The organism is Alloactinosynnema sp. L-07 (genome assembly GCF_900070365.1).
Lineage (GTDB): Bacteria > Actinomycetota > Actinomycetes > Mycobacteriales > Pseudonocardiaceae > Actinokineospora.
Genome location: NZ_LN850107.1, coordinates 5202054 through 5220141 on the forward strand (window position 1 = coordinate 5202054; position 18088 = coordinate 5220141).

24 protein-coding genes are annotated in these 18088 nt (G+C 67.8%); 4 read left to right on the top strand and 20 right to left on the bottom strand.

Translation table 11 applies throughout. The annotated features are described in order from the left end of the window. Positions 1 to 280 precede the first annotated feature (280 nt). The 9 genes from BN1701_RS23290 to BN1701_RS23325 all read right to left on the bottom strand — a co-directional run bounded on the left by BN1701_RS23290 (position 281) and on the right by BN1701_RS23325 (position 7431). Positions 281 to 1504 carry an ABC transporter permease gene (locus BN1701_RS23290; protein ID WP_067520858.1) on the bottom strand — a complete coding sequence of 408 codons (1224 nt, stop codon included), beginning with the start codon at positions 1502 to 1504 and terminating at the stop codon, positions 281 to 283. After that, positions 1501 to 2178 carry an ABC transporter ATP-binding protein gene (locus tag BN1701_RS23295; protein ID WP_157368179.1) on the bottom strand — a complete coding sequence of 226 codons (678 nt, stop codon included), beginning with the start codon at positions 2176 to 2178 and terminating at the stop codon, positions 1501 to 1503. Before BN1701_RS23295 ends, BN1701_RS23290 begins: the two co-directional genes overlap by 4 nt. Continuing rightward, positions 2175 to 3407, bottom strand: a complete 1233-nt coding sequence (locus tag BN1701_RS23300) for a peptidoglycan-binding domain-containing protein (protein WP_082860010.1) — start codon at positions 3405 to 3407, stop codon at positions 2175 to 2177. Before BN1701_RS23300 ends, BN1701_RS23295 begins: the two co-directional genes overlap by 4 nt. Beyond that, positions 3404 to 4297, bottom strand: coding sequence for a hypothetical protein (locus BN1701_RS23305; RefSeq protein WP_054052204.1), 894 nt, complete (start codon positions 4295 to 4297; stop codon positions 3404 to 3406). The genes BN1701_RS23300 and BN1701_RS23305 overlap by 4 nt, the downstream gene beginning before the upstream one ends. 71 nt (positions 4298 to 4368) lie before the next feature. Then, a complete protein-coding gene (locus BN1701_RS23310) occupies positions 4369 to 4767 on the bottom strand; it encodes a hypothetical protein (RefSeq protein ID WP_157368180.1) in 399 nt (132 codons plus the stop codon). A 93-nt stretch (positions 4768 to 4860) separates the two neighbouring features. Further along, positions 4861 to 5556, bottom strand: a complete 696-nt coding sequence (locus BN1701_RS34600; RefSeq protein WP_157368181.1) for a response regulator transcription factor — start codon at positions 5554 to 5556, stop codon at positions 4861 to 4863. Beyond that, on the bottom strand, positions 5553 to 6068 hold the full coding sequence (locus tag BN1701_RS23315) for a GNAT family N-acetyltransferase (protein WP_054052209.1): 516 nt from the start codon (positions 6066 to 6068) through the stop codon (positions 5553 to 5555). The genes BN1701_RS34600 and BN1701_RS23315 overlap by 4 nt, the downstream gene beginning before the upstream one ends. Next, positions 6065 to 6538, bottom strand: coding sequence for a GNAT family N-acetyltransferase (locus tag BN1701_RS23320; protein WP_054052211.1), 474 nt, complete (start codon positions 6536 to 6538; stop codon positions 6065 to 6067). The genes BN1701_RS23315 and BN1701_RS23320 overlap by 4 nt, the downstream gene beginning before the upstream one ends. A 41-nt stretch (positions 6539 to 6579) precedes the next feature. Beyond that, positions 6580 to 7431 carry a sigma-70 family RNA polymerase sigma factor gene (locus BN1701_RS23325; protein WP_054052213.1) on the bottom strand — a complete coding sequence of 284 codons (852 nt, stop codon included), beginning with the start codon at positions 7429 to 7431 and terminating at the stop codon, positions 6580 to 6582. 136 nt (positions 7432 to 7567) lie between these two features. Between BN1701_RS23325 and BN1701_RS23330 the strand changes: the two genes are divergently transcribed. After that, complete coding sequence (locus BN1701_RS23330; protein ID WP_054052215.1) at positions 7568 to 8737, top strand: PHB depolymerase family esterase; 1170 nt, start codon at positions 7568 to 7570, stop codon at positions 8735 to 8737. Between the two features lie 4 nt (positions 8738 to 8741). Here the strand turns inward: BN1701_RS23330 and BN1701_RS23335 are convergent, their stop codons facing one another. Then, positions 8742 to 10094: a 3-hydroxybutyrate oligomer hydrolase family protein gene (locus BN1701_RS23335; RefSeq protein ID WP_231949682.1), complete on the bottom strand. Its 1353-nt coding sequence runs from the start codon at positions 10092 to 10094 to the stop codon at positions 8742 to 8744. 180 nt (positions 10095 to 10274) lie between these two features. Here BN1701_RS23335 and BN1701_RS23340 point away from each other — a divergent pair, with 180 nt between their 5' ends. Together BN1701_RS23340 and BN1701_RS23345 are read left to right on the top strand one after the other, a co-directional pair. Further along, a complete protein-coding gene (locus BN1701_RS23340; RefSeq protein WP_054052217.1) occupies positions 10275 to 10838 on the top strand; it encodes an isochorismatase family protein in 564 nt (187 codons plus the stop codon). After that, positions 10835 to 11734, top strand: coding sequence for a GlxA family transcriptional regulator (locus BN1701_RS23345; RefSeq protein WP_054052219.1), 900 nt, complete (start codon positions 10835 to 10837; stop codon positions 11732 to 11734). Before BN1701_RS23340 ends, BN1701_RS23345 begins: the two co-directional genes overlap by 4 nt. Before the next feature lie 5 nt (positions 11735 to 11739). On the opposite strand, the gene BN1701_RS23350 is transcribed toward BN1701_RS23345, so the two are convergent. Both BN1701_RS23350 and BN1701_RS23355 read right to left on the bottom strand, forming a co-directional pair. Next, entirely contained in the window at positions 11740 to 12300 is a 561-nt protein-coding gene (locus BN1701_RS23350) for an HD family hydrolase (protein WP_054052221.1), read from the bottom strand. Positions 12301 to 12308: 8 nt separating this feature from the next. After that, complete coding sequence (locus tag BN1701_RS23355; protein WP_067520861.1) at positions 12309 to 13427, bottom strand: transcriptional regulator; 1119 nt, start codon at positions 13425 to 13427, stop codon at positions 12309 to 12311. 134 nt (positions 13428 to 13561) lie between these two features. Between BN1701_RS23355 and BN1701_RS34605 the strand changes: the two genes are divergently transcribed. Then, positions 13562 to 14170, top strand: a complete 609-nt coding sequence (locus BN1701_RS34605) for a hypothetical protein (RefSeq protein ID WP_157368183.1) — start codon at positions 13562 to 13564, stop codon at positions 14168 to 14170. Positions 14171 to 14548: 378 nt separating this feature from the next. Here BN1701_RS34605 and rplO read toward each other — a convergent pair whose 3' ends face one another. The 8 genes from rplO to rplE form a co-directional block, all read right to left on the bottom strand. Beyond that, entirely contained in the window at positions 14549 to 14998 is a 450-nt protein-coding gene (rplO, locus tag BN1701_RS23360; protein ID WP_157368184.1) for a 50S ribosomal protein L15, read from the bottom strand. Continuing rightward, entirely contained in the window at positions 14995 to 15180 is a 186-nt protein-coding gene (gene rpmD / locus BN1701_RS23365; protein ID WP_054052227.1) for a 50S ribosomal protein L30, read from the bottom strand. Before rpmD ends, rplO begins: the two co-directional genes overlap by 4 nt. Before the next feature lies 1 nt (position 15181). Continuing rightward, entirely contained in the window at positions 15182 to 15847 is a 666-nt protein-coding gene (gene rpsE, locus BN1701_RS23370; RefSeq protein WP_054052228.1) for a 30S ribosomal protein S5, read from the bottom strand. A gap of 31 nt (positions 15848 to 15878) precedes the next feature. Next, the gene (gene rplR / locus BN1701_RS23375; protein WP_054052230.1) at positions 15879 to 16277 is read right to left on the bottom strand and encodes a 50S ribosomal protein L18; all 399 of its coding nucleotides are present in this window, start codon (positions 16275 to 16277) and stop codon (positions 15879 to 15881) included. Between the two features lies 1 nt (position 16278). Beyond that, a complete protein-coding gene (gene rplF, locus BN1701_RS23380; protein ID WP_054052231.1) occupies positions 16279 to 16818 on the bottom strand; it encodes a 50S ribosomal protein L6 in 540 nt (179 codons plus the stop codon). Between the two features lie 18 nt (positions 16819 to 16836). Next, the gene (gene rpsH / locus BN1701_RS23385) at positions 16837 to 17235 is read right to left on the bottom strand and encodes a 30S ribosomal protein S8 (RefSeq protein WP_054052233.1); all 399 of its coding nucleotides are present in this window, start codon (positions 17233 to 17235) and stop codon (positions 16837 to 16839) included. 104 nt (positions 17236 to 17339) lie between these two features. Further along, positions 17340 to 17525: a type Z 30S ribosomal protein S14 gene (locus tag BN1701_RS23390; protein ID WP_054052234.1), complete on the bottom strand. Its 186-nt coding sequence runs from the start codon at positions 17523 to 17525 to the stop codon at positions 17340 to 17342. Beyond that, on the bottom strand, positions 17525 to 18088 hold the full coding sequence (gene rplE / locus BN1701_RS23395) for a 50S ribosomal protein L5 (protein ID WP_054052236.1): 564 nt from the start codon (positions 18086 to 18088) through the stop codon (positions 17525 to 17527). The genes BN1701_RS23390 and rplE overlap by 1 nt, the downstream gene beginning before the upstream one ends.

Sequence of the window (18088 nt, forward strand, 5' to 3'; positions counted from 1 at the left end):
CGGCAGCTCAGTGCCGGTGAACGGCTTAACCGGCTGGTCGCCGGCAGGGAACATGCCCCGACTCACCAGGTGCTGGCAAGCCAGGAGCGCTTCGAGGACAGGTACCCCGAAGCGTGACCACGACTTTAACAGCACAACAGGCGTGCCAATCACCCGTGGGGTGGCCAAACCTGCCACACATCCGGCGCAACGGGGGTGACGAAGGTAACAGCGGCCAATTGCCAGCTCTACGTAATTAGATCTGCCAACGCGCCTGCGCGCGAGTCGACGCCCGCGGACCTCAGCGCTGCAGCGCGGCGACCGGCTGAATCCTCGTGGCACGCCAGGCCGGGACGAGCCCGGCGACCAACCCGGCCGCTGCTCCGCCCGCGACGGCGAGAACGGCCAGTGGAAGGTCGATCACCGGCTGCCACCCGTTCCACAAGGACACCGCCACGGTTACGAGCAAACCCATCACACTGCCGATCAAGCCCCCCGCGGTGCCGAGCAGGGTCGTCTCCCCGGTCAACTGGGCGAATATGTGCACTGGGCGGGCGCCTACCGCGCGGCGCAGGCCGATCTCACCGACGCGCGCGCCGATCTGTGCCGTGGCTGCGTTGCCAATAGAGATCGCGCCAACCGCGAGCGCCACCAAGGACAAGATCATCGACAGTTTCAGCACGTTGGACTCGACCTCGCGACGCAACGTCTTCGGATCCGGCGGCGCTGTCGCGTCGAGGGCGCCGGGCTCCCCTGGCGACAGGGCCAGCGGAGCTTGGGCGCCGATCAGCGCCGCCGCCCCCGGCGCGGTCTTGATGATCACGTCCCGGGTCACGGCGGTCGCCCCGGCGAACGCGGCAGCGGTGCCATAAGGGATCACGACTCCCGCCAACACCTCAGGTCTGCGCTGCACGTCATCGAAGATCCCGATGACCAGGTACGGCCGATCTTCGATGAAGATCGCGACACCTACGCGGTCGATGGCCAGCTTCTTCGCGATCCCGGCAGGCAGCAGGGCGACCCGCTGGCGGTGGTCATCGTGGAACGTGTCGATCCCTCGACCCAAGATGATCCGCGGCTCGATGGCCGCCGCCGCGCCCGCGTCGATACCTATGATCCGGGTCGGGGCACCCTTGTCCGGACCGAACGACCGGGCCACCGTCATCTCGGGCAACAGCATGCGACGTCCGGCGGACTCGACCCCGTTCAGGCCGCGCAGCCGCGCCAACGCCGTGTCGGACAGCCAGGGCGGTGACTCAGCCGCGCGCGGGCCGCCGTCAGCAGGCTGCACGACGACCTCTGTCGCCCGTCGGAGGTCGAAGCTGTCCGACACCTGCTGGGTCAGCGTCGTAGAGATCCCCAGCGTGGCGACGAAGGCAGCCGCGCCGAGCACTGTCCCCACGGCGGTCAGCAGTGACCGGCCGGGATGTCCGAGGATGGACCGCAAAGATTCCGCGGCGAGGTCGGGGGCCCTGAATCTCGCGGGCCTAAGACCGAGTTCGGCTAGCTGCTTCAGCCGAGTCACCTGATCTCCTCGGAGACGACACCGTCAAGGACCGTCAGTCGCCGGTTTCCCCGCAGAGCGACCTGCTGGTCGTGGGTCACCACGATCAGGGTCAGGCCGGAGCCATGCAGTTCGTCGAGCGTCTCGAGCACGTTCTCAGTGTTCGCGGAGTCGAGGTTTCCGGTCGGCTCGTCGCAGAACAGCACGGTGGGGTTTCCGGCTATCGCACGCGCGATAGCCACCCGCTGCTTCTCTCCCCCGGACAGCGTGCGGGGATCGGCGTCCGCCCGGTGTCCCATGTGCACGCGCTCAAGCGCGGCTACGGCACGGCGCCGTCGTTCCTTGCGCGAGTGCGGCCCGTAAAGCATGCCCAGGGCGACGTTGTCGAGTGCGGACCGACCAGACAGCAGGTGGAACGCCTGGAAGACGAAGCCGAACAGTTGGCCCCGGACGGCCCCGCGGATGGGTTCGGCCATGCCCGCGACATCGCCGCCGCGCACCAGGTACGTTCCCGCACTGGGCTTGTCCAAGAGCCCGAGGACGTTGAGAAGCGTGGACTTGCCCGCTCCGGACGGGCCGGTGATGGTCACGTAGTCCCTGGCGTCGACGGTCAGGTCGGTGGGGTGAAGCGCGACTACCAAGTGACCGTCGTCGTACACACGGGTCACCCCGCACAGAGTGAGCACAGCCGTCATGTGGACTCCCGTCCCACAACGACGAGAACACCCTCCCGGAGTTCCGTGGGAGCCGAGACGATCTCCACCCAGCCGCCTGCGCTGGTGCCGGTGCGGACCTTGTGGTCGGATGTCTTGCCGTGGTCATCGACGGTGACGAACGTAGTCCCGTCCGTCATCGAATACACGGCGCTCACCGGTACTGCGAGCACCGGGGCCGCGGCCGTGGCGTCGCCGACGGTGATCCGGACGGTGTGGTTGGGCGTCGGCTCCATCGCCGTTCCCGCGAACGAAAACCGGACGTCGAACCCGGCGACGCCGTCAGCACCTTGTTTGGGTTCGGTCCCGATGCTCTGAACCGTCGCGGCGGAGGTGGCACCCAGGACGTCGTCGATCACCTCGGCGGCACCACCTGGCTTCAATGACGAGATTTGGTCATGCCCGACAGTCGCCACGACAGTGGCCTGTCCCGCGTCGAGTTCGAGAAGCACCGAGCCCGGTGCGGGCGCACTCGGGCCGCCACCATCCGGCGGAGCCGCGGGCGAGCCCGCGCCCAGCACGTCACCCACGACGACGGGAACCAAGCTGACGACGCGGTTCACCCGGTCGACTCGGATCACGTGCGACTTCGGCAGCACGACCTGCGCGGTGGGCTTCGGCGGAGCCGGGGTGGCGGACGTGGGCGTGGGTGCCGTGGCTTCGCCTGACGTCGCACCGGCGCGTTCGGCGGGCCGGTACCCCCGGGCGAGGTACATGCGGCGCACCGACGACTGGGTCGCGACGTCGAAGACTCCGCTCGCCGGTGCCGGGTAACCCAGGCGGCGCAGCGCCTTCTGGACCTCATGGACATCGGGGCCGGTCATGCCGTCGACCAAATCCCGATACAAGGGGAACGGCAGCACGAGCGGATAGACTGGCTCGCCAGCGACCTCGATGGCTATCTTTCCCTCGACCAGAGTGTCCTTTGGCGCGACGAGGACCTTTGTGACGACAGCGGTCGGCCCGGAGACCGGCGGTGCCACTTTGATCGCGACCCCCGCTTCGACCTTGCCGCGCAGCAGCACCTTCTCCACCAGTGCCCGGCGCTCCACCGCGACAGTCACCAACGACGCGGGCGGCGCGGCGGCGTCCGCCGCGGCCTGCTCCGGCGACTTCAGCGACGGAGCGATCCAAAGCCCGACCCCGACCAGGACACCTGCCGCGGTCGCCATCACCGCGACCACCCAAGCCCGCCTGCGGCGCTTCGTCATCGACCGAGTACCTTCGCCGCTTCCTTGGCGGCGATATCCATCTTGGGGTTGAGTTCGGCGAACTCGACCGCGTGGTCCTCGACGATCTTCTGCTGCGCGTTGTTGGCCACCTCATCGACCTTCGCGAACATTCCCGTCTCAGTCCGGCAGCGCACCAAGGTGACGGCGAACTTTGTCTCCTCGGCGGTCGGCACATATTCCTGAGCGGGCTTGGAAGGTTCAACAATCAGCCCGTCAGCGCTTTCCGGTCGCGTCTCGGGCACGCTGCTCGCGCCCACCAGGCTGCCGACCTTGACGCCGAAAGACTCGACGGATCCGAGATCCGCGCCGGTTCCCACGTATCCCTTGCCCCTGAGACAGTCGAGCACGGGTTGTTTGAAGTCGACCCCGACCTGGTCCAACTTGCCGGAGAATTCACTGGTCAGGGAATTGCCGAGCTGGTAGTACTGGCTGAAAACCCCGGTGTCGACCACCGCCTTCCAGGCGGTCTCCTCGCAGTGGTCGATCGACGCGTTGTATGCCCCATCGCCCTTGCCGGACACTCTCGGCGGACTGGCCGGCCGCGGCTTGCCGAGGCCGTATCGCTGCGCCTGCTCCTCGGTGCGGGGAGCGAACGGGTCCTCATTGAAACCGAATTCACCATCGGTTCGGACGTTCACCAGCTGCGCGAACTGCGAATACCCTTTGCCGACCATGCACTCCGACTGCAGCTTGATCTGCGCGTCGTTGATCAGGGCGATGTGGTCGCCCCGGAACAGATCGAACGGCCGGGTCGATCCGGGCGGCATCGCGGGCAGTTGCGCCTCGGGCGCGGTGGAACAAGCTGTCACCGCCGAGCCCAGCACCGCCAACACGGTCACAATGGACAGTACGGGCCTGGTCGTGTCCACGCTGTTCCTCCATCCTGACGAGGCCAGGCACGGCGACTCGCCCGTGCCTGGCCCGCTCTCACACCGGTCGGCTACCTCGTCGAGGTGTAGTTGTGATGACCGTTGTCGTCGTTGATATCACCGTTGAAGTTCTGCCAGTAGTTGCCGCGCGCGAACCGCTGGTAGTCGTTGTTCTCGAACAGGTCCCACTCCTCGTGAACGTAGACATCGTTCACTGTGTCCCGGTTTTTGATCGACGACGCCTCGCCCTTGAAGGTCGACCCGCCGGGGAATAAGTACGCGCCGTGGTCGGCCGGGTTGTAGAAGTGCTTCTGCGGGGTGCCGCCGTTAGCGTGCCTCGCGAAGCAGTGCTCCATGGAATTGCAGTCCGAACTTCCGTCACCCACATCGGCGGATGCCACTCCTGCCGCCACGGCGAAGAAAGCCGCCGTCATACCGGCGGCCACAACCGCCCTTGCCATTGAAAACATGGGTTCCCCTCAGATCGCGCCACCCGCCGTTCAGGTGGGCGTTCTCAAGCTACGACGACCGGGTGGGTTCTCGTATCGTCCCTAGGTGCCGACTTACCCGGCAACAGTTGCCCTCACGTGCCCACCGCTGCGCATGGATAGCGCGGCGAGATGCGATCTGTTCCTCGCGGCGAACTTGTGCCGCAAATTGGCAGTGTGATGCTTCACAGTACGGACACCAAGATGAAGCATTCGGGCTATCTCGACGTCGGTATGCCCATCGACGAGTAGACCCAGCACCGAAGTCTCCCGATCAGTGAGAGCTGGAACCGCTCGCTCTCGGGGCCGAGGATTCGACCGAGCGATGGTGAGCAGTTCGCCGCCGAGATTCGGCGTTACCCATACTCCACCAGCCGCTACGGCGTTCACCGCCCGACTCAGTTCTCCGGAATCACCGTCAAGGAATGCGACACCCTCGCCTTTGGATTGGATGAATTGTGCCAACCGGGTATCGGATCGCTCCGTGGACCACAGCGCCACCACCATCGGTGGAGTGGCACCGCAGGCGAGGCCAAGATCACAGTCCGCGACGAGTACATGCGCGGCCACCTGCGCCAGGGTGGCCGTCAGCGTCGACGCGCAATCAGCACGAGCGACGATTCTCATGTCGCGAGCAAGAGCCGACTCGACCGCCAACCTGTCCGCTTCGCGCCGAAACGCCACGGCCACCCTCAACCGCTCCACGCGCATGGTCACCGCTCCCCCCAGAGACTGATCGGGGATGTTTCCATCCAGGGTGAAGCGGGTCAATCTCGACTTAACCTGACGTTATGTCGATCACACGACACGCGCAGGTCTTTCGCCAGCCGAACCGTGCCCTCGGCCTCGTCGGTCGACACGATCACGTAACCGTGACGGGCGTAGAAGGCGTGGTTGTCGAGGCTGTGGATGCCGGTGACCAGCTCGATCCGCGACACCGCGGGCAGCCGGGACTCGGCCAGCCGCAGCATCGCCCCGCCGATCCCCTTCCGGACCAGGTCCGGCACCACACCGAGCCTGCCGACGAACGCGGTCCGCTCGTCCAGCAGCGAGGTTCGGACGGTGGCCAGTAGCCTGCCTGCCGGTGCGCGGTAGCCCCAGGTGGTGATCGCTGGGTCGCCCAGCGAGGTCTCGACGTCGGCCAGGCCCTCCTGCAGCGGAGGGATCTCCAGCGTCCCGGCGGCGCGGCCCTCGCGCACCCAGGCGGCCAGCTGGAGGGTGAGCAGTTCCCCGGCGTCGGCCTGGCCGAGACGGGTCGTGTGGGTGGCGACGTCGTCGGTCACGACGTCGGGTGCAGTTCGGCGGTGACCGAAGTCGGGGTGGTGGTCAGCACCGCGCCGCAGCGGGCCAGGGCCCGGATGGCGGCGGTGTTGTCCGGGGTCGTCTCGGCCCGCACGGTGTGGAACCCGGTCTCGACGGCGATCTCCAGCAACGCCCGCAGCGCGTCCACGCCCACCCCCTTGCTGCGCATGGCGCGCCCGAGCCACATCCCGGTCTCGGCGACCCCCGGCCCGACGCGGGCGAGGCGGATCATCCCGGCGGTCTCCCCGCGCACGTCGATCGCGTACATCACCGTGCCCAGCGCGCCGTCGCGGTGGGCGGCGTGGAAGTCGCGGAAGGCCGCCTTGGTGGCCTCGGTCCAGCCCGTCGGGCCGTCGACGGGCATGACCTCGGCGGGCTCGGCCTGGGCCACCGCGACGGCGAGGAGGGCCTCGGTGCCCGCCTCGTCCAGCGGGATCAGTCGAACGATCATTCAAGAAGTCTGGCCCCGACCGCGGTGCTGGGCCAAACCGGTTAGTCGAGCACCGCGATGTTGAGGTTGCGGAGGCGGTCGGGGTCGGCGATGACGTCGATGTCGGTGACCAGGCCGTCGACGATCGTGAAGGCCAACGCCAGGCGCAACTTGCCCAGCGGGGCCATGACCAGGCCGACGGCACCGTTGACCAGCGCGGGCTGGGTAAACCGGGACCGCGCCGACGCCGCACCCGCGCCCCTGGCCACGACCTTGGCGCCGCGCAGGGCGATGGGGGTCGGGGTTGGGCCGGCCGCGCGGTCGGCCCGCAGTTCCACGTCCGGGTCGAGCAGCGCGACCAGCGCGTCGAAGTCGCCGCCGCGGGAGGCAGCCAGGAATGCGTCGACCACTCGACGCTGGCGGGTCAGGTCGGCCTCGGGTACCGGGGTGGCGCCCTTGACCCGGCGGCGGGCGCGGCTGGCGAGCTGGCGGCTGGCGGCCGGGGTCTTCTCGATCATCGGGCCGAGTTCCTCGAACGGCACCGCGAACATGTCGTGCAACACGAACACGAGGCGCTCGGCCGGGCTCAGGGTGTCGAGGACGACCAGCAGCGCGAGCCCGACCTCGTCGGCGACCATCGCCTCCTGCTCGGGGTGACCGTCGTCGTCGCGGCCGATGACCGGCTCGTGCTCCCCGAACTGGGCTTCCCGGCGGCGGGAACGCAGGATGTTAAGACAGACCCGCGCGACGACGGTGGTCAGCCAGCCCGCCAGGTTCTCGACCTCGCTGGTGTCGGTCCGATTCAGCCGCAGCCAGGTCTCCTGCACGGCGTCGTCGGCCTCGCTGAGCGAGCCGAGCATCCGATAGGCCACCGCGCGCAGGTGGCTCCGGTGCTCCTCGAACCGCTCGTCCATCAGCAACTTTCCTTGTTCTGGGTGTCCTGAACATATCGCCTGAACCAGCAGTGGCGGGCGCGGACATGTTCAGAGAGTGCATACCCGGCGAGCATTGAGTGATCTGGACCACTCACCTCACCGCGGAGGTCACGCCATGCCCCGCTCTCGCCTGTTCGACGCACTCCTCGCGGTGCTCACCCTGCTGGTCGCGATGGTCGCGACCGAGCGTCCCGCCCGCGCGGCGGCCATCGAGGAGGTAACCGGGTTCGGCTCCAACCCAGGCGACCTGCGGATGTTCCGCTACGTCCCCACCGGACTGCCCACCGGCAGGCCGCTCGTCGTCGTCATGCACGGGTGCACGCAGGACGCCGCGGGCTACGGTTCAAACAGCGGCTGGACCAGGCTCGCCGACGCCCACGGCTTCGCGCTGACCCTGCCGCAGCAGAAGCAGGCCAACAACGCCAACTCCTGCTTCAACTGGTTCGAGACCGCCGACACCGCGCGCGGGTCCGGCGAGGCCCTCTCGATCAAGCAGATGGTCGACCGGATGCGTGCGGACATGGGATCGGCGTCGACCTACGTCACCGGGCTCTCCGCGGGCGGAGCGATGACGGCGGTCATGCTCGCCACCTACCCCGACGTGTTCGCGGGCGGCGGCATCGTCGCGGGGATTCCCTACCGCTGCGCCACCACGGTGTCCGCGGCCTTCACCTGCATGAGCCGTGGAGTTGGGATGACCCCGGCGCAGTGGGGCGACAAGGTACGGGCGGCGTTCGCCCACACCGGCCCCAAGCCGAAGGTGTCGATCTGGCACGGGAGCGCCGACACGACCGTGAAGCCGGTCAACCGGGTCGAACTGGTCGACCAGTGGACCAACGTCCACGGCACCGACCAGAGCCTCGACGTCAGCGACACCATCGGCGGTTATCCCCACAAGGTCTACGGGTCGGTGGTGGAGAGCTACGAGATCACCGGGATGAACCACGGCCACCCGGTCGACCCCGGCACCGGACCCACCCAGTGCGGCACGACCGCGGCCTATGTCCTTGACGTGAACATGTGCTCGGCGTATCACATCGCCCGGTTCTGGGGCCTGGTCGGCGGCGTGGTCCCGACCTCGACCACGACCACTCCGCCGACCGGCGTCTGCCACACCGACCACAACTACGGCCACGTCGCCGCGGGCCGGGCCCACCACGCGGGCGGCTACACCTACGCCAACGGCTCGAACCAGGAAATGGGGCTGTACAACACCTTTGTGCGGCACACGCTGAAGGAGACCCCGCCTGGACACTTCGTCGTCGCCGACACCGGCTGCCCCTGACGGCTCACGCCAACGCGCAGGTCGTGGCTTCGTCCACTGAGGACGTGCGCGGGATCGTCGCCGAGCGCGGCGCTCCCCGCCCGTCGAGCCAGCCGTCCAACGCGGTGATGGCGGCGTGGAAGCACGGGGCGATGGGGCGCAGCCTGCCCGTGAAGGCGTCGGCGAAGCCGTCGACGTGGTTGCCGTCGACGACGCGGAAGTACCGGTGCGACGCGCCGCGGCCCTTGTCGGTGATCATGCGGGCGTAGGTGTCGGCGGTCTGGGAGATCGGCAGCAGCGCGTCCAGGGTGCCGTGCAGGGTGATCAGCGGCTTCCCGATTCGGCCGGTCAGCGAGATCCGCTCGACGGCGGTGTGCACCTTGCGCGGCCGGGAGAGGTAGTCGTAGTCGGTGTCGCAGGTCGGGGTTCCGCCTGCGCAGAAGGGGATCCCGGCCACGAGCGCGCCGTCGAAGTCAGGGTCGACCTCTTCGCGGTAGAGGCGCTGGGTCAGGTCCCAGTAGACGCGGTAGTGCAGGTCCCACAGGAACTCCGAGCCCGCGGCGAAACCGGCGTCGAGCATCCGCTGGTGGGCGGTCTGGTCACCGGCGCGGTAGGCCGGGTAGGCGGCCAGCGCGGGCGGCAGGAAGGTCAACAGGTTGGGGCCGCGCTCGGTCCACAGGGTGCCCTCCCAGTCCACGCCGCCGTCGTAGAGCCACGGCCGGTTCTCCAGCTGCCACCGCACCAGGTAGCCGCCGTTGGAGATGCCCGCCATCAACGTGCGCGCCGGGAACTGGCCGTACCGCTGCGCCACGACGATCTTCGCCGCGACGGTCAGCTGGGTCACCCGCGAGTTCCACTCGGCGACGGCGTCGCCGGGGCGGCGGCCGTCGGCGTGGAAGCCGAGCCCGGTGTTGCCCTTGTCGGTCGCGGCGAACGCGTAGCCCGCGGCGAGCACCTGGTCGGCGATGGCGCGGTCGTTGGCGTACTGGCGGCGGTTGCCCGGCGACCCTGACACCACCAGGCCGCCGTTCCACTCGTCGGGCAGCCGCACCACGAACTGCGCGTCGCTGTTCCACCCGTGGTGGGTGTTCGACGTCGAGGTGTCCGGGAAGTGCCCGTCCACCTGGATCCCGGGCACCGTCGCGACCCGCGGCAGACCGGCCGAGGTCAGGCCCGCCCAGTCGCCGGGCACGGTGTGCCCGGAGGCGGCGGTGCCGGTGGTGGTCACGTCATCGAGGCAGGAGACGACCTGCCGCGCGACGCCCGGCACCAGCAGCCGATCGAAGCCTGCGCAGTGCCCACTGTGGACGGTCGCGGCGGCGGGGGTGACCCCCACGGCCACCAGGCCGAGCACGGCCAGTGCGATACGGGTGAACACGGCAACCTCCACGTCGTCGGGGTCAGGAGATCAACCTAAGGACCGGCCCCGCCCGCCGATATGCCGCGCGGCCACACAGTCCGACCTGCTGGTGTAGTGCCCGCCACCGTGGCCAGATCGGTCCGCATCCGGGCTTGGTCGTGCCTACCGCCCGGGGCTCACGCTGGGCAGAGTCGAGCCGTGACCAAAGCGCTGATCGTCATCGACGTCCAGGAGTCCTTCCGCACCAGAGCGGAGTGGGCCGACAACTCCAACCCCGGCCTCATCGGCCAGGTCAACCGACTCGTCGACCTCACGCGGGCCGAGAACGGCCTGGTCGTGTGGGTCCTGCACAGCGAGCCGGGCAGCGGGGGCCCGTTCGACCCTGCCAGCGGCCACGTGCGGCTCATCGACGGTCTGTCGCCCGCGGAAGGCGAACCCGTGCTGACCAAGACCGCCCACAACGCCTTCACCACGACCAACCTCCAGCAGACACTGACGGTCCGCGGTGTCCAGGAGGTGCTGATCAGCGGCATCCGCACCGAACAGTGCTGCGAGACCACCGCCCGCGTCGGCTCCGACCTGGGCTTCGGCGTCACCTTCGTCACCGACGCGACCGCCACCACCCCACTGCGGCACTGGCGCACCGGCGCGGTGATGTCCACCAACGACATCATCGAGCGGACCGAGTCCGTGCTGGCGGGCCGGTTCGCCTCGATCGCGACGGTCGACGAACTGACCGGGAGTATCCTGACCGGATCGTGACCAGAGTCCTGTTCTTGCTGGTGCCGGGCGTGCACCTGCTCGATCTCGCCGGGCCCGCGCAGGTCTTCTCGAGTGCGCGGGATCTCGGGTATCCCTACGACCTGGCGTACGTGGCCGAGGCCGATCAAGTGCCGTCGACGCAGGGCCCGGTCCTCCAGGCCGACACGTCCCTGCCCGTCTTGACCGGCGACGACGTCGTGTTCGTCCCCGGCTGGCGGGCGGCGCCTGGACTCGGCTCCTCCGGTCCCCTCACCGATGTCACCCTCGCCTGGCTCCGCGCCCACCGTGGCACCGTCGCTTCGGTGTGCGCGGGCGCCGACGCCTTGGGCCGCGCGGGTCTGCTCGACGGACGTCGGTGCACCACCCACCACGACCTGCAAGAAGAGTTGGCTCACCGGTATCCGGAGGCGACCGTCGTGCGGGACGTCCTCTATGTCATCGACGGCCGGATCGTCACGTCGGCGGGCATCGCCAGTGGAATCGACCTGGCCCTCCATCTCGTCGCGACCTGGCACGGGCCCGCGATCGCGGCCCGAATCGCGCGCACGATGGTCGTCTATGCCCGCCGCAATGGCGACGAAAGCCAGTCGAGCGCGCTGTTGCGGTATAGGTCGCATGTGAACGACACGGTGCATCGGATTCAGGACCTCATTGAGGCTCGGATGTCCGACCAGCTGCCTCTGACTGAGCTGGCCCGGGTGGGGCGGTGCAGTCCGCGGACGGTCACTCGGTTGTTCGGCCGGGCTACGGGTATGACGCCGTTGCGCTATCAGCAGACCTTGCGCTTGGAGAGGGCCGAACACCTCATCGGCACCGGCGCCACGGTGGAATCCGCGGCTCGTGCTGTCGGGTTCGAGGACGCTCGCATGCTCCGTCGCCTCCGCTCCCGCGCTTAGCTGGGTTAACGATCACGCCAGGCGAGCGGCGAGATAGCGACCGCGGCCTCGGCGATCCGGCGGGCGGTCTCGGTCTTGAGTCCCTTGCGAGCGGAGTCGATCCACCCGTCGACCCGCTGGACACCGGTGTCGCGATACTCGACGGCCTGGAGAAGCATCTCCAGCTTGTCGGCGTCCTTCGCGCACTGGGCCTCGGCGGTCTCTTTGGCCTCGTACTCGTCGACTGCGGCGCGGATGACCTCGCGGGAACGATCGGGAAGATTCGCGGTCTGGTCGACGGTGATCCGCCGGGGATCGGGTTTGCTCAGGTAGTCGGCCGCGGTGTGTGGGAGATCCCCGGTCCGCGTCTCCTGCGTGTCGTGCCAAAGCGCGAGAAACGCCGCCCGTGCGGGGTCGGCACCTTCCTCGGCAGCGATCACGGCGGCGAGCTGAGCGACCCGCATTGTGTGCTCAGCGACCGATTCGGGATCACGCACTCCGACATGCCACCACCCGGCACGCCGGATGCGCTTAAGCACGCCCAGTTCGTAGCCGAAGGCAGCAAGAGCGGCGGCGTCTTCAGACACGTTTCCTCCTAGTCCCTTGCGATGCGCAACGCGTACAGAAGTCCAGCGACCTGAGTGCGCGCAGACCGGGTCAGTTCAGCACTGGAGTCCAACCTGTCCAACACCCCGGCAAGTCTTGCGCGAGTCGCGGGCCCTCGGTCGAGCAGCTCCGGACGTGAGGCGACCAGGGCGTGCAAGGTGTAGAGGTTCAGCGGCAGGTGAGGCGAGCACGGTTCAAGTCGGCTGACGAGATGTCGCAGCAGGCTCGCACCACTCCACAATCGCGTGTCGTTGGACGTCATGAACGCGTCAGTGGTCTGTTCCTCACTGAGTTCCCCGATCCAATGCGCCCAGTAGGTCAGGTTTGCGATCTCGGCTCGCCCACCGAACGTAGTGCCGACGAAGTCGTGGAGCTGAGTCCTGTCGCCGACCGAGGCGAGCGCTACCGATGCGGAGCGCGCTTCCAACAGAGCTGCGATGTCGCCATCCCTGACTGGTCTGCGCCCGGCTCGCTTCCATTCGTCTCGCAGCCAATCCGTGGTCTGCGGTCGGTGATCAAATCCGAGTAGATACACAGACTGCCTGCGCAGCAAGGCCTCACCTGCCTGGTTTCCTCGTTCGGCAACCGTCAGGAGGTGATCGAGAAATCTAGTCCGCGCCTCGGCTGTCAGGGCGGGATAGGTGGCCACCGGACCTCTTCGCGGGATCTTGGGCACGAACTCACACAAGTGCCGAGGCAGCTGCTGGGTGAACGGCCACGTGATCAAGTTGGTGATCGTCTGACGATGCACCCGGGCAGCCAGCGGATGCACTTCCGCGTCGATCCATGAGCTACCTGCCGAGACGCCGGTCGACAACACCTGGTCGGCCTCGATCGCCTCGCGGAGATGCCTGCCAGTCGACGCGGGTGCGCCAAGCCGGGACAGCCGAGCGCAAAGCCGGAGGAAGGCACCCGCACCCATGGCCGCTAGTGGACGTCGCCCGGATTCCCAGCCCTGAACGGTGGTCACATCCGCCGCGAGTGCCTCGGCCAGTTTCTCTTGAGTCAACCCCGCCGACTGCCTCGCCAGCTTGAACACGAACCCGGACACCGTTCCGATGGACTGTGAACCCCGCCCGCCGGTCAGTGTTGCCAGTCCGCTGTCCATAGAACGCTCCCGTCGCATGCCCAGCGCGGTGCCGCACTCGCACCAGCGGTCAGTTCTCCCGCCCGCTCCCTGATCGTAACTTGCTGTAGCAGGCCATGAGTCGCCTGTGATCAGGCGATGCGAAGGAGAGCCGGATGTCGGCGTTGCGCGGTCCCGTCGTTCCATACGTCACCACTTGGAGCGCGGAACAAACGCTGGTCAGCCACGTGGTGGAACACCCGAGTGGGATCGGTATCGCCTACGCGGACGAGATCCTCGGCGACCGGGACAGCAACGGCGTGCTCTGGCATCGAACGCCTTCGCTGCCTGGTCAGGGAAAGCCGGAGTTCGGCCTCGTCCACTCATCACGACAACGACGCGCGATGCGCAAATTCCTGTGCCAGGTTTGCGCGGGCCCAGCCACGCCAACCGACGACGGTGGCTTGTTGTGGCTGCTCAAAGATCACCGGCACGACTGGGCAGGCTGGCCCACAGGCATGGGCGTCACCGAGCCGCCCACCTGCCGGTCGTGCGCTCACTCCGCGGCGCAAAGCTGCCCTGCGCTACGCCAGGGATACGTGATGGTTCGCGTTCGACTCTCACTGGTATCCGGGGTGCACGGAGTCCGCTACCGACCAGGAAGACCTTTCCCAACGCCGATCGAAAGCACACTCGTTCGGTTCGACGATCCCGTCATCCATTGGACGCTGGCATCGAAACTGGTACGAGAGTTCGTCGAGTGCACAATCGAGGACATTCGATGACAGCCGCCCGCACTTGCGTGGTTGCGCCGCACCATCGGGTGAAACTGGGCGATCACGCTGTGCCCGGGGCCCCTACGACGGCCCCTGTGGGGAAAAAGCGGTGGCGGATAAGGCACCCCACACGCCAGGCAGCTTAGGGGCCGCCGTCCCCCCAGACACAGCGTGATCGCCCAGTTTCACCCGATGCTGCTCAGGCGGCGGGTGCGGTTTGGACGTGCAGCGGCGTCCTATGCGGGAATTGTGGGTCCGTGCGGTTTAACGTGCAGCGGCGTCCTATTCGGACACGTGGTTCAACATTCGTTCCCTGCGCCTGCCTGCCCCTGGACAGCACTGTGGCCGGACACGTAATCGTGTCCGGCCACAGTTGGCAGTGCTAGATCAGACCAGCGCGCTCGCCGAGCCGCCTGCCGCGTTCAGCTTCTCGACCGCGGAGGACGAGAACTTGTCGGCGGTGACGTCCAGCTTGACGCCGTTCAGGTCGCCGTTGCCGAGGACCTTGACCAGGGTGTTCTTGCGGACCAGCCCGGCCGAGACGAGGTCGGCGATGCCGACCGTGCCGCCGTCGGGGAACGCCACGGCGACGTCGCCGACGTTGACGACCTGGTACTCGACGCGGAAGCGGTTCTTGAAGCCCTTGAGCTTCGGGAGCCGCATCTGGATCGGCATCTGGCCACCCTCGAAGCGCGCGGGGACGTTCTTGCGCGCCTTGGTGCCCTTGGTACCGCGACCAGCGGTCTTGCCCTTGGAGCCCTCACCACGACCGACGCGGATCTTGTCGGACTTGGCGCCGGGGGCCGGACGCAGGTGGTGGATCTTAATTGCCATCAGTTGTCGACCTCCTCGACGTTGACGAGGTGGCGGACACGGTGGATCAGGCCGCGCACCTCAGGGCTGTCCTCGCGCACCGTCGACTGGCGGATCTTGCGGAGACCGAGAGTCCGCAGGGACTCGCGAGCCGCGTGCTTCTCGCCGATGGTGCTCTTGACCTGGGTCACCTTGAGCTGTGCCATGTCAGGCCCCCGTTCCCGCGGCCGCGGCGGCCGCGCGAGCGCGGAGCATGCCCGCGGGAGCGACGTCCTCGAGCGGGAGGCCACGGCGAGCCGCGACCTCTTCGGGACGCTGCAGACCCTTGAGGGCCGCGACGGTGGCGTGCACGATGTTGATCGCGTTGTCGGAGCCGAGCGACTTCGACAGCACGTCGTGGACACCGGCGCACTCCAGCACGGCACGCACCGGGCCACCGGCGATGACACCGGTACCGGCGCTGGCCGGACGGAGCAGCACGACGCCCGCGGCCTTCTCACCCTGGATGGGGTGCGGGATGGTGCCGCCGATGCGCGGGACGCGGAAGAAGTTCTTCTTGGCTTCCTCCACACCCTTCGCGATCGCGGCGGGCACCTCCTTGGCCTTGCCGTAGCCGACACCGACCATGCCGTCGCCGTCGCCGACCACGACCAGGGCGGTGAAGCTGAAGCGACGACCACCCTTCACGACCTTGGCGACACGGTTGATCGCCACGACCCGCTCAAGGTGCGGGGTCTTCTCCTGGGCGGGGCCCCGGCGGTCGCCATCACGCCGGTCCCGGCGGTCGCGGCGCTCGCCACGTTCCCCGCCCTGACCGCCGCCCTGGCCGCCAGGTCCGCCCTGGCCGCCGAACTGCCGCGTACGTCCCGGCATCAGGCGTTCCTTCCCTTATAGATCTTCATGATCAGAACTCCAGCCCCGCGCCGCGGGCCGCGTCGGCCAGCGCCGCGATGCGGCCGGTGTACTTGTTGCCGCCGCGGTCGAAGACCACAGTGGTGATCCCGGCGTCCTTGGCGCGGGCCGCGATCAGCTCGCCGACCTTGGCCGAGTGGGCCTTCTTGTCGCCCTCGACCGCACGCACGTCCGCCTCGATGGAGGACGCGGCCGCGAGGGTGTGGCCCGCGAGGTCGTCGATGATCTGCACGGCGATGTGCCGCGAGGACCGGTGCACGACCAGGCGGGGACGCTCCGGGGTACCGCTGATCTTCTTGCGGAGCCGGAAGTGCCTGCGGGTCTTGGCGACGCGGCGGGCAGTCGAGACATCCGTGCCCACCGGCTTGCGCTTCGTAGTCGCTTCGCTCATGTCACTTACCCGTCTTTCCGACCTTGCGGCGGATCTTCTCGCCGGAGTACCGGACGCCCTTGCCCTTGTACGGGTCGGGCTTGCGCAGCTTGCGGATGTTGGCGGCGACCTCACCGACCTGCTGCTTGTTGATACCCGAGACCGAGAACTTGGTCGGGCTCTCCACCGTGAAGGTGATGCCATCGGGGGCGGTCACCTTGACCGGGTGGCTGTAGCCCAGAGCGAACTCCAGGTCCGAACCCTTGGCCGCGACGCGGTAACCCACGCCGTGGATTTCCATCTTCTTCTCGTAGCCCGCGGTGACGCCGACGACGAGGTTGTTGACCAGCGAGCGGGTCAGGCCGTGCAGCGCACGGTTCTGCCGCTCGTCGTTGGGCCGCGTGACCGCGAGCGTGCCGTCCTCGGCGCGCTCGACGACGATCGGCTCGGAGACGGTGATCGCCAGGGTGCCCTTGGGGCCCTTCACACTGACGTTCTGGCCGTCGATGTTGATGTCGACCCCGGTCGGGACGGGGATCGGAAGCCTTCCGATGCGAGACATAAGTTGCTCCCCCTTCCCCTACCAGACGTAGGCGAGGACTTCTCCGCCCACGCCTTGCTTGTTTGCCTGACGGTCGGTCAGCAGGCCACCGGACGTGGAGATGATCGCCACGCCCAGGCCGCCGAGAACCTTCGGCAGGTTGGTCGACTTCGCGTACACCCGCAGACCGGGCTTGGAAACCCGGCGCAGACCGGCGATGCTGCGCTCGCGGTTCGGGCCGTACTTCAGCTCGACGACAAGGTTCTTGCCCTTCTCGCCGTCTTCGTCGCGGAAGCCCGCGATGTAGCCCTCACGCTGAAGGATCTCGGCGATGTGCGCCTTGAGCTTCGAGTGCGGCAGCACGACCTCGTCGTGGTATGCCGAGTTGGCATTACGCAGACGAGTCAAGAAGTCTGCGATCGGGTCGGTCATCGTCATGGTGACCTGTCAACCTTTCTCGCCGTGGTTCCGACCTCGGGTCCGGGTGTCCCGGACGACTCAGTGGGCCTGCGGCGAACTGGGGGGAAATTCTGGGGTTCGACTTACCAGCTGGACTTGCTGACGCCCGGCAGCTCACCGCGGTGAGCCATCTGGCGCAGGCAGATCCGGCAGAGGCCGAACTTGCGGAACACCGAGTGCGGGCGGCCGCAACGGTTGCACCGCGTGTAGCCGCGCACCGCGAACTTCGGCTTCCTGGCAGCCTTTTCGACAAGAGCCTTCTTGGCCATCAGTTCTCCTTGAACGGGAAGCCCAGGTGCTTCAGCAGCGCCCGGCCCTCCTCGTCGTTGATCGCGGTGGTGACGATGGTGATGTCCATGCCGCGCTGGCGGTCGATCGAGTCGGGGTCGATCTCGTGGAACATCGACTGCTCGTTGAGACCGAAGGTGTAGTTGCCGTTGCCGTCGAACTGCTTGCCCGACAGGCCGCGGAAGTCGCGGATACGCGGCAGCGCGATCGTCAGCAGGCGGTCGAGGAACTCCCACATGCGGTCGCCGCGCAGGGTGACCCGCGCGCCGATCGGCATGCCCTCGCGCAGCTTGAACTGCGCGATGGACTTGCGGGCCTTGCGGACCTCGGGCTTCTGGCCGGTGATCGTGGCCAGGTCGCGGACCGCGCCCTCGATCAGCTTGCCGTCGCGGGCGGCGTCGCCGACACCCATGTTGACGACGACCTTCACCACGCCGGGGATCTGCATGACGTTGGCGTACTTGTACTCGTCGCGCAGGGCGACCGTGATCTCTTCGCGGTAGCGGGTCTTCAACCGCGGGATGATCTTCTCAGTGGTAGTCAT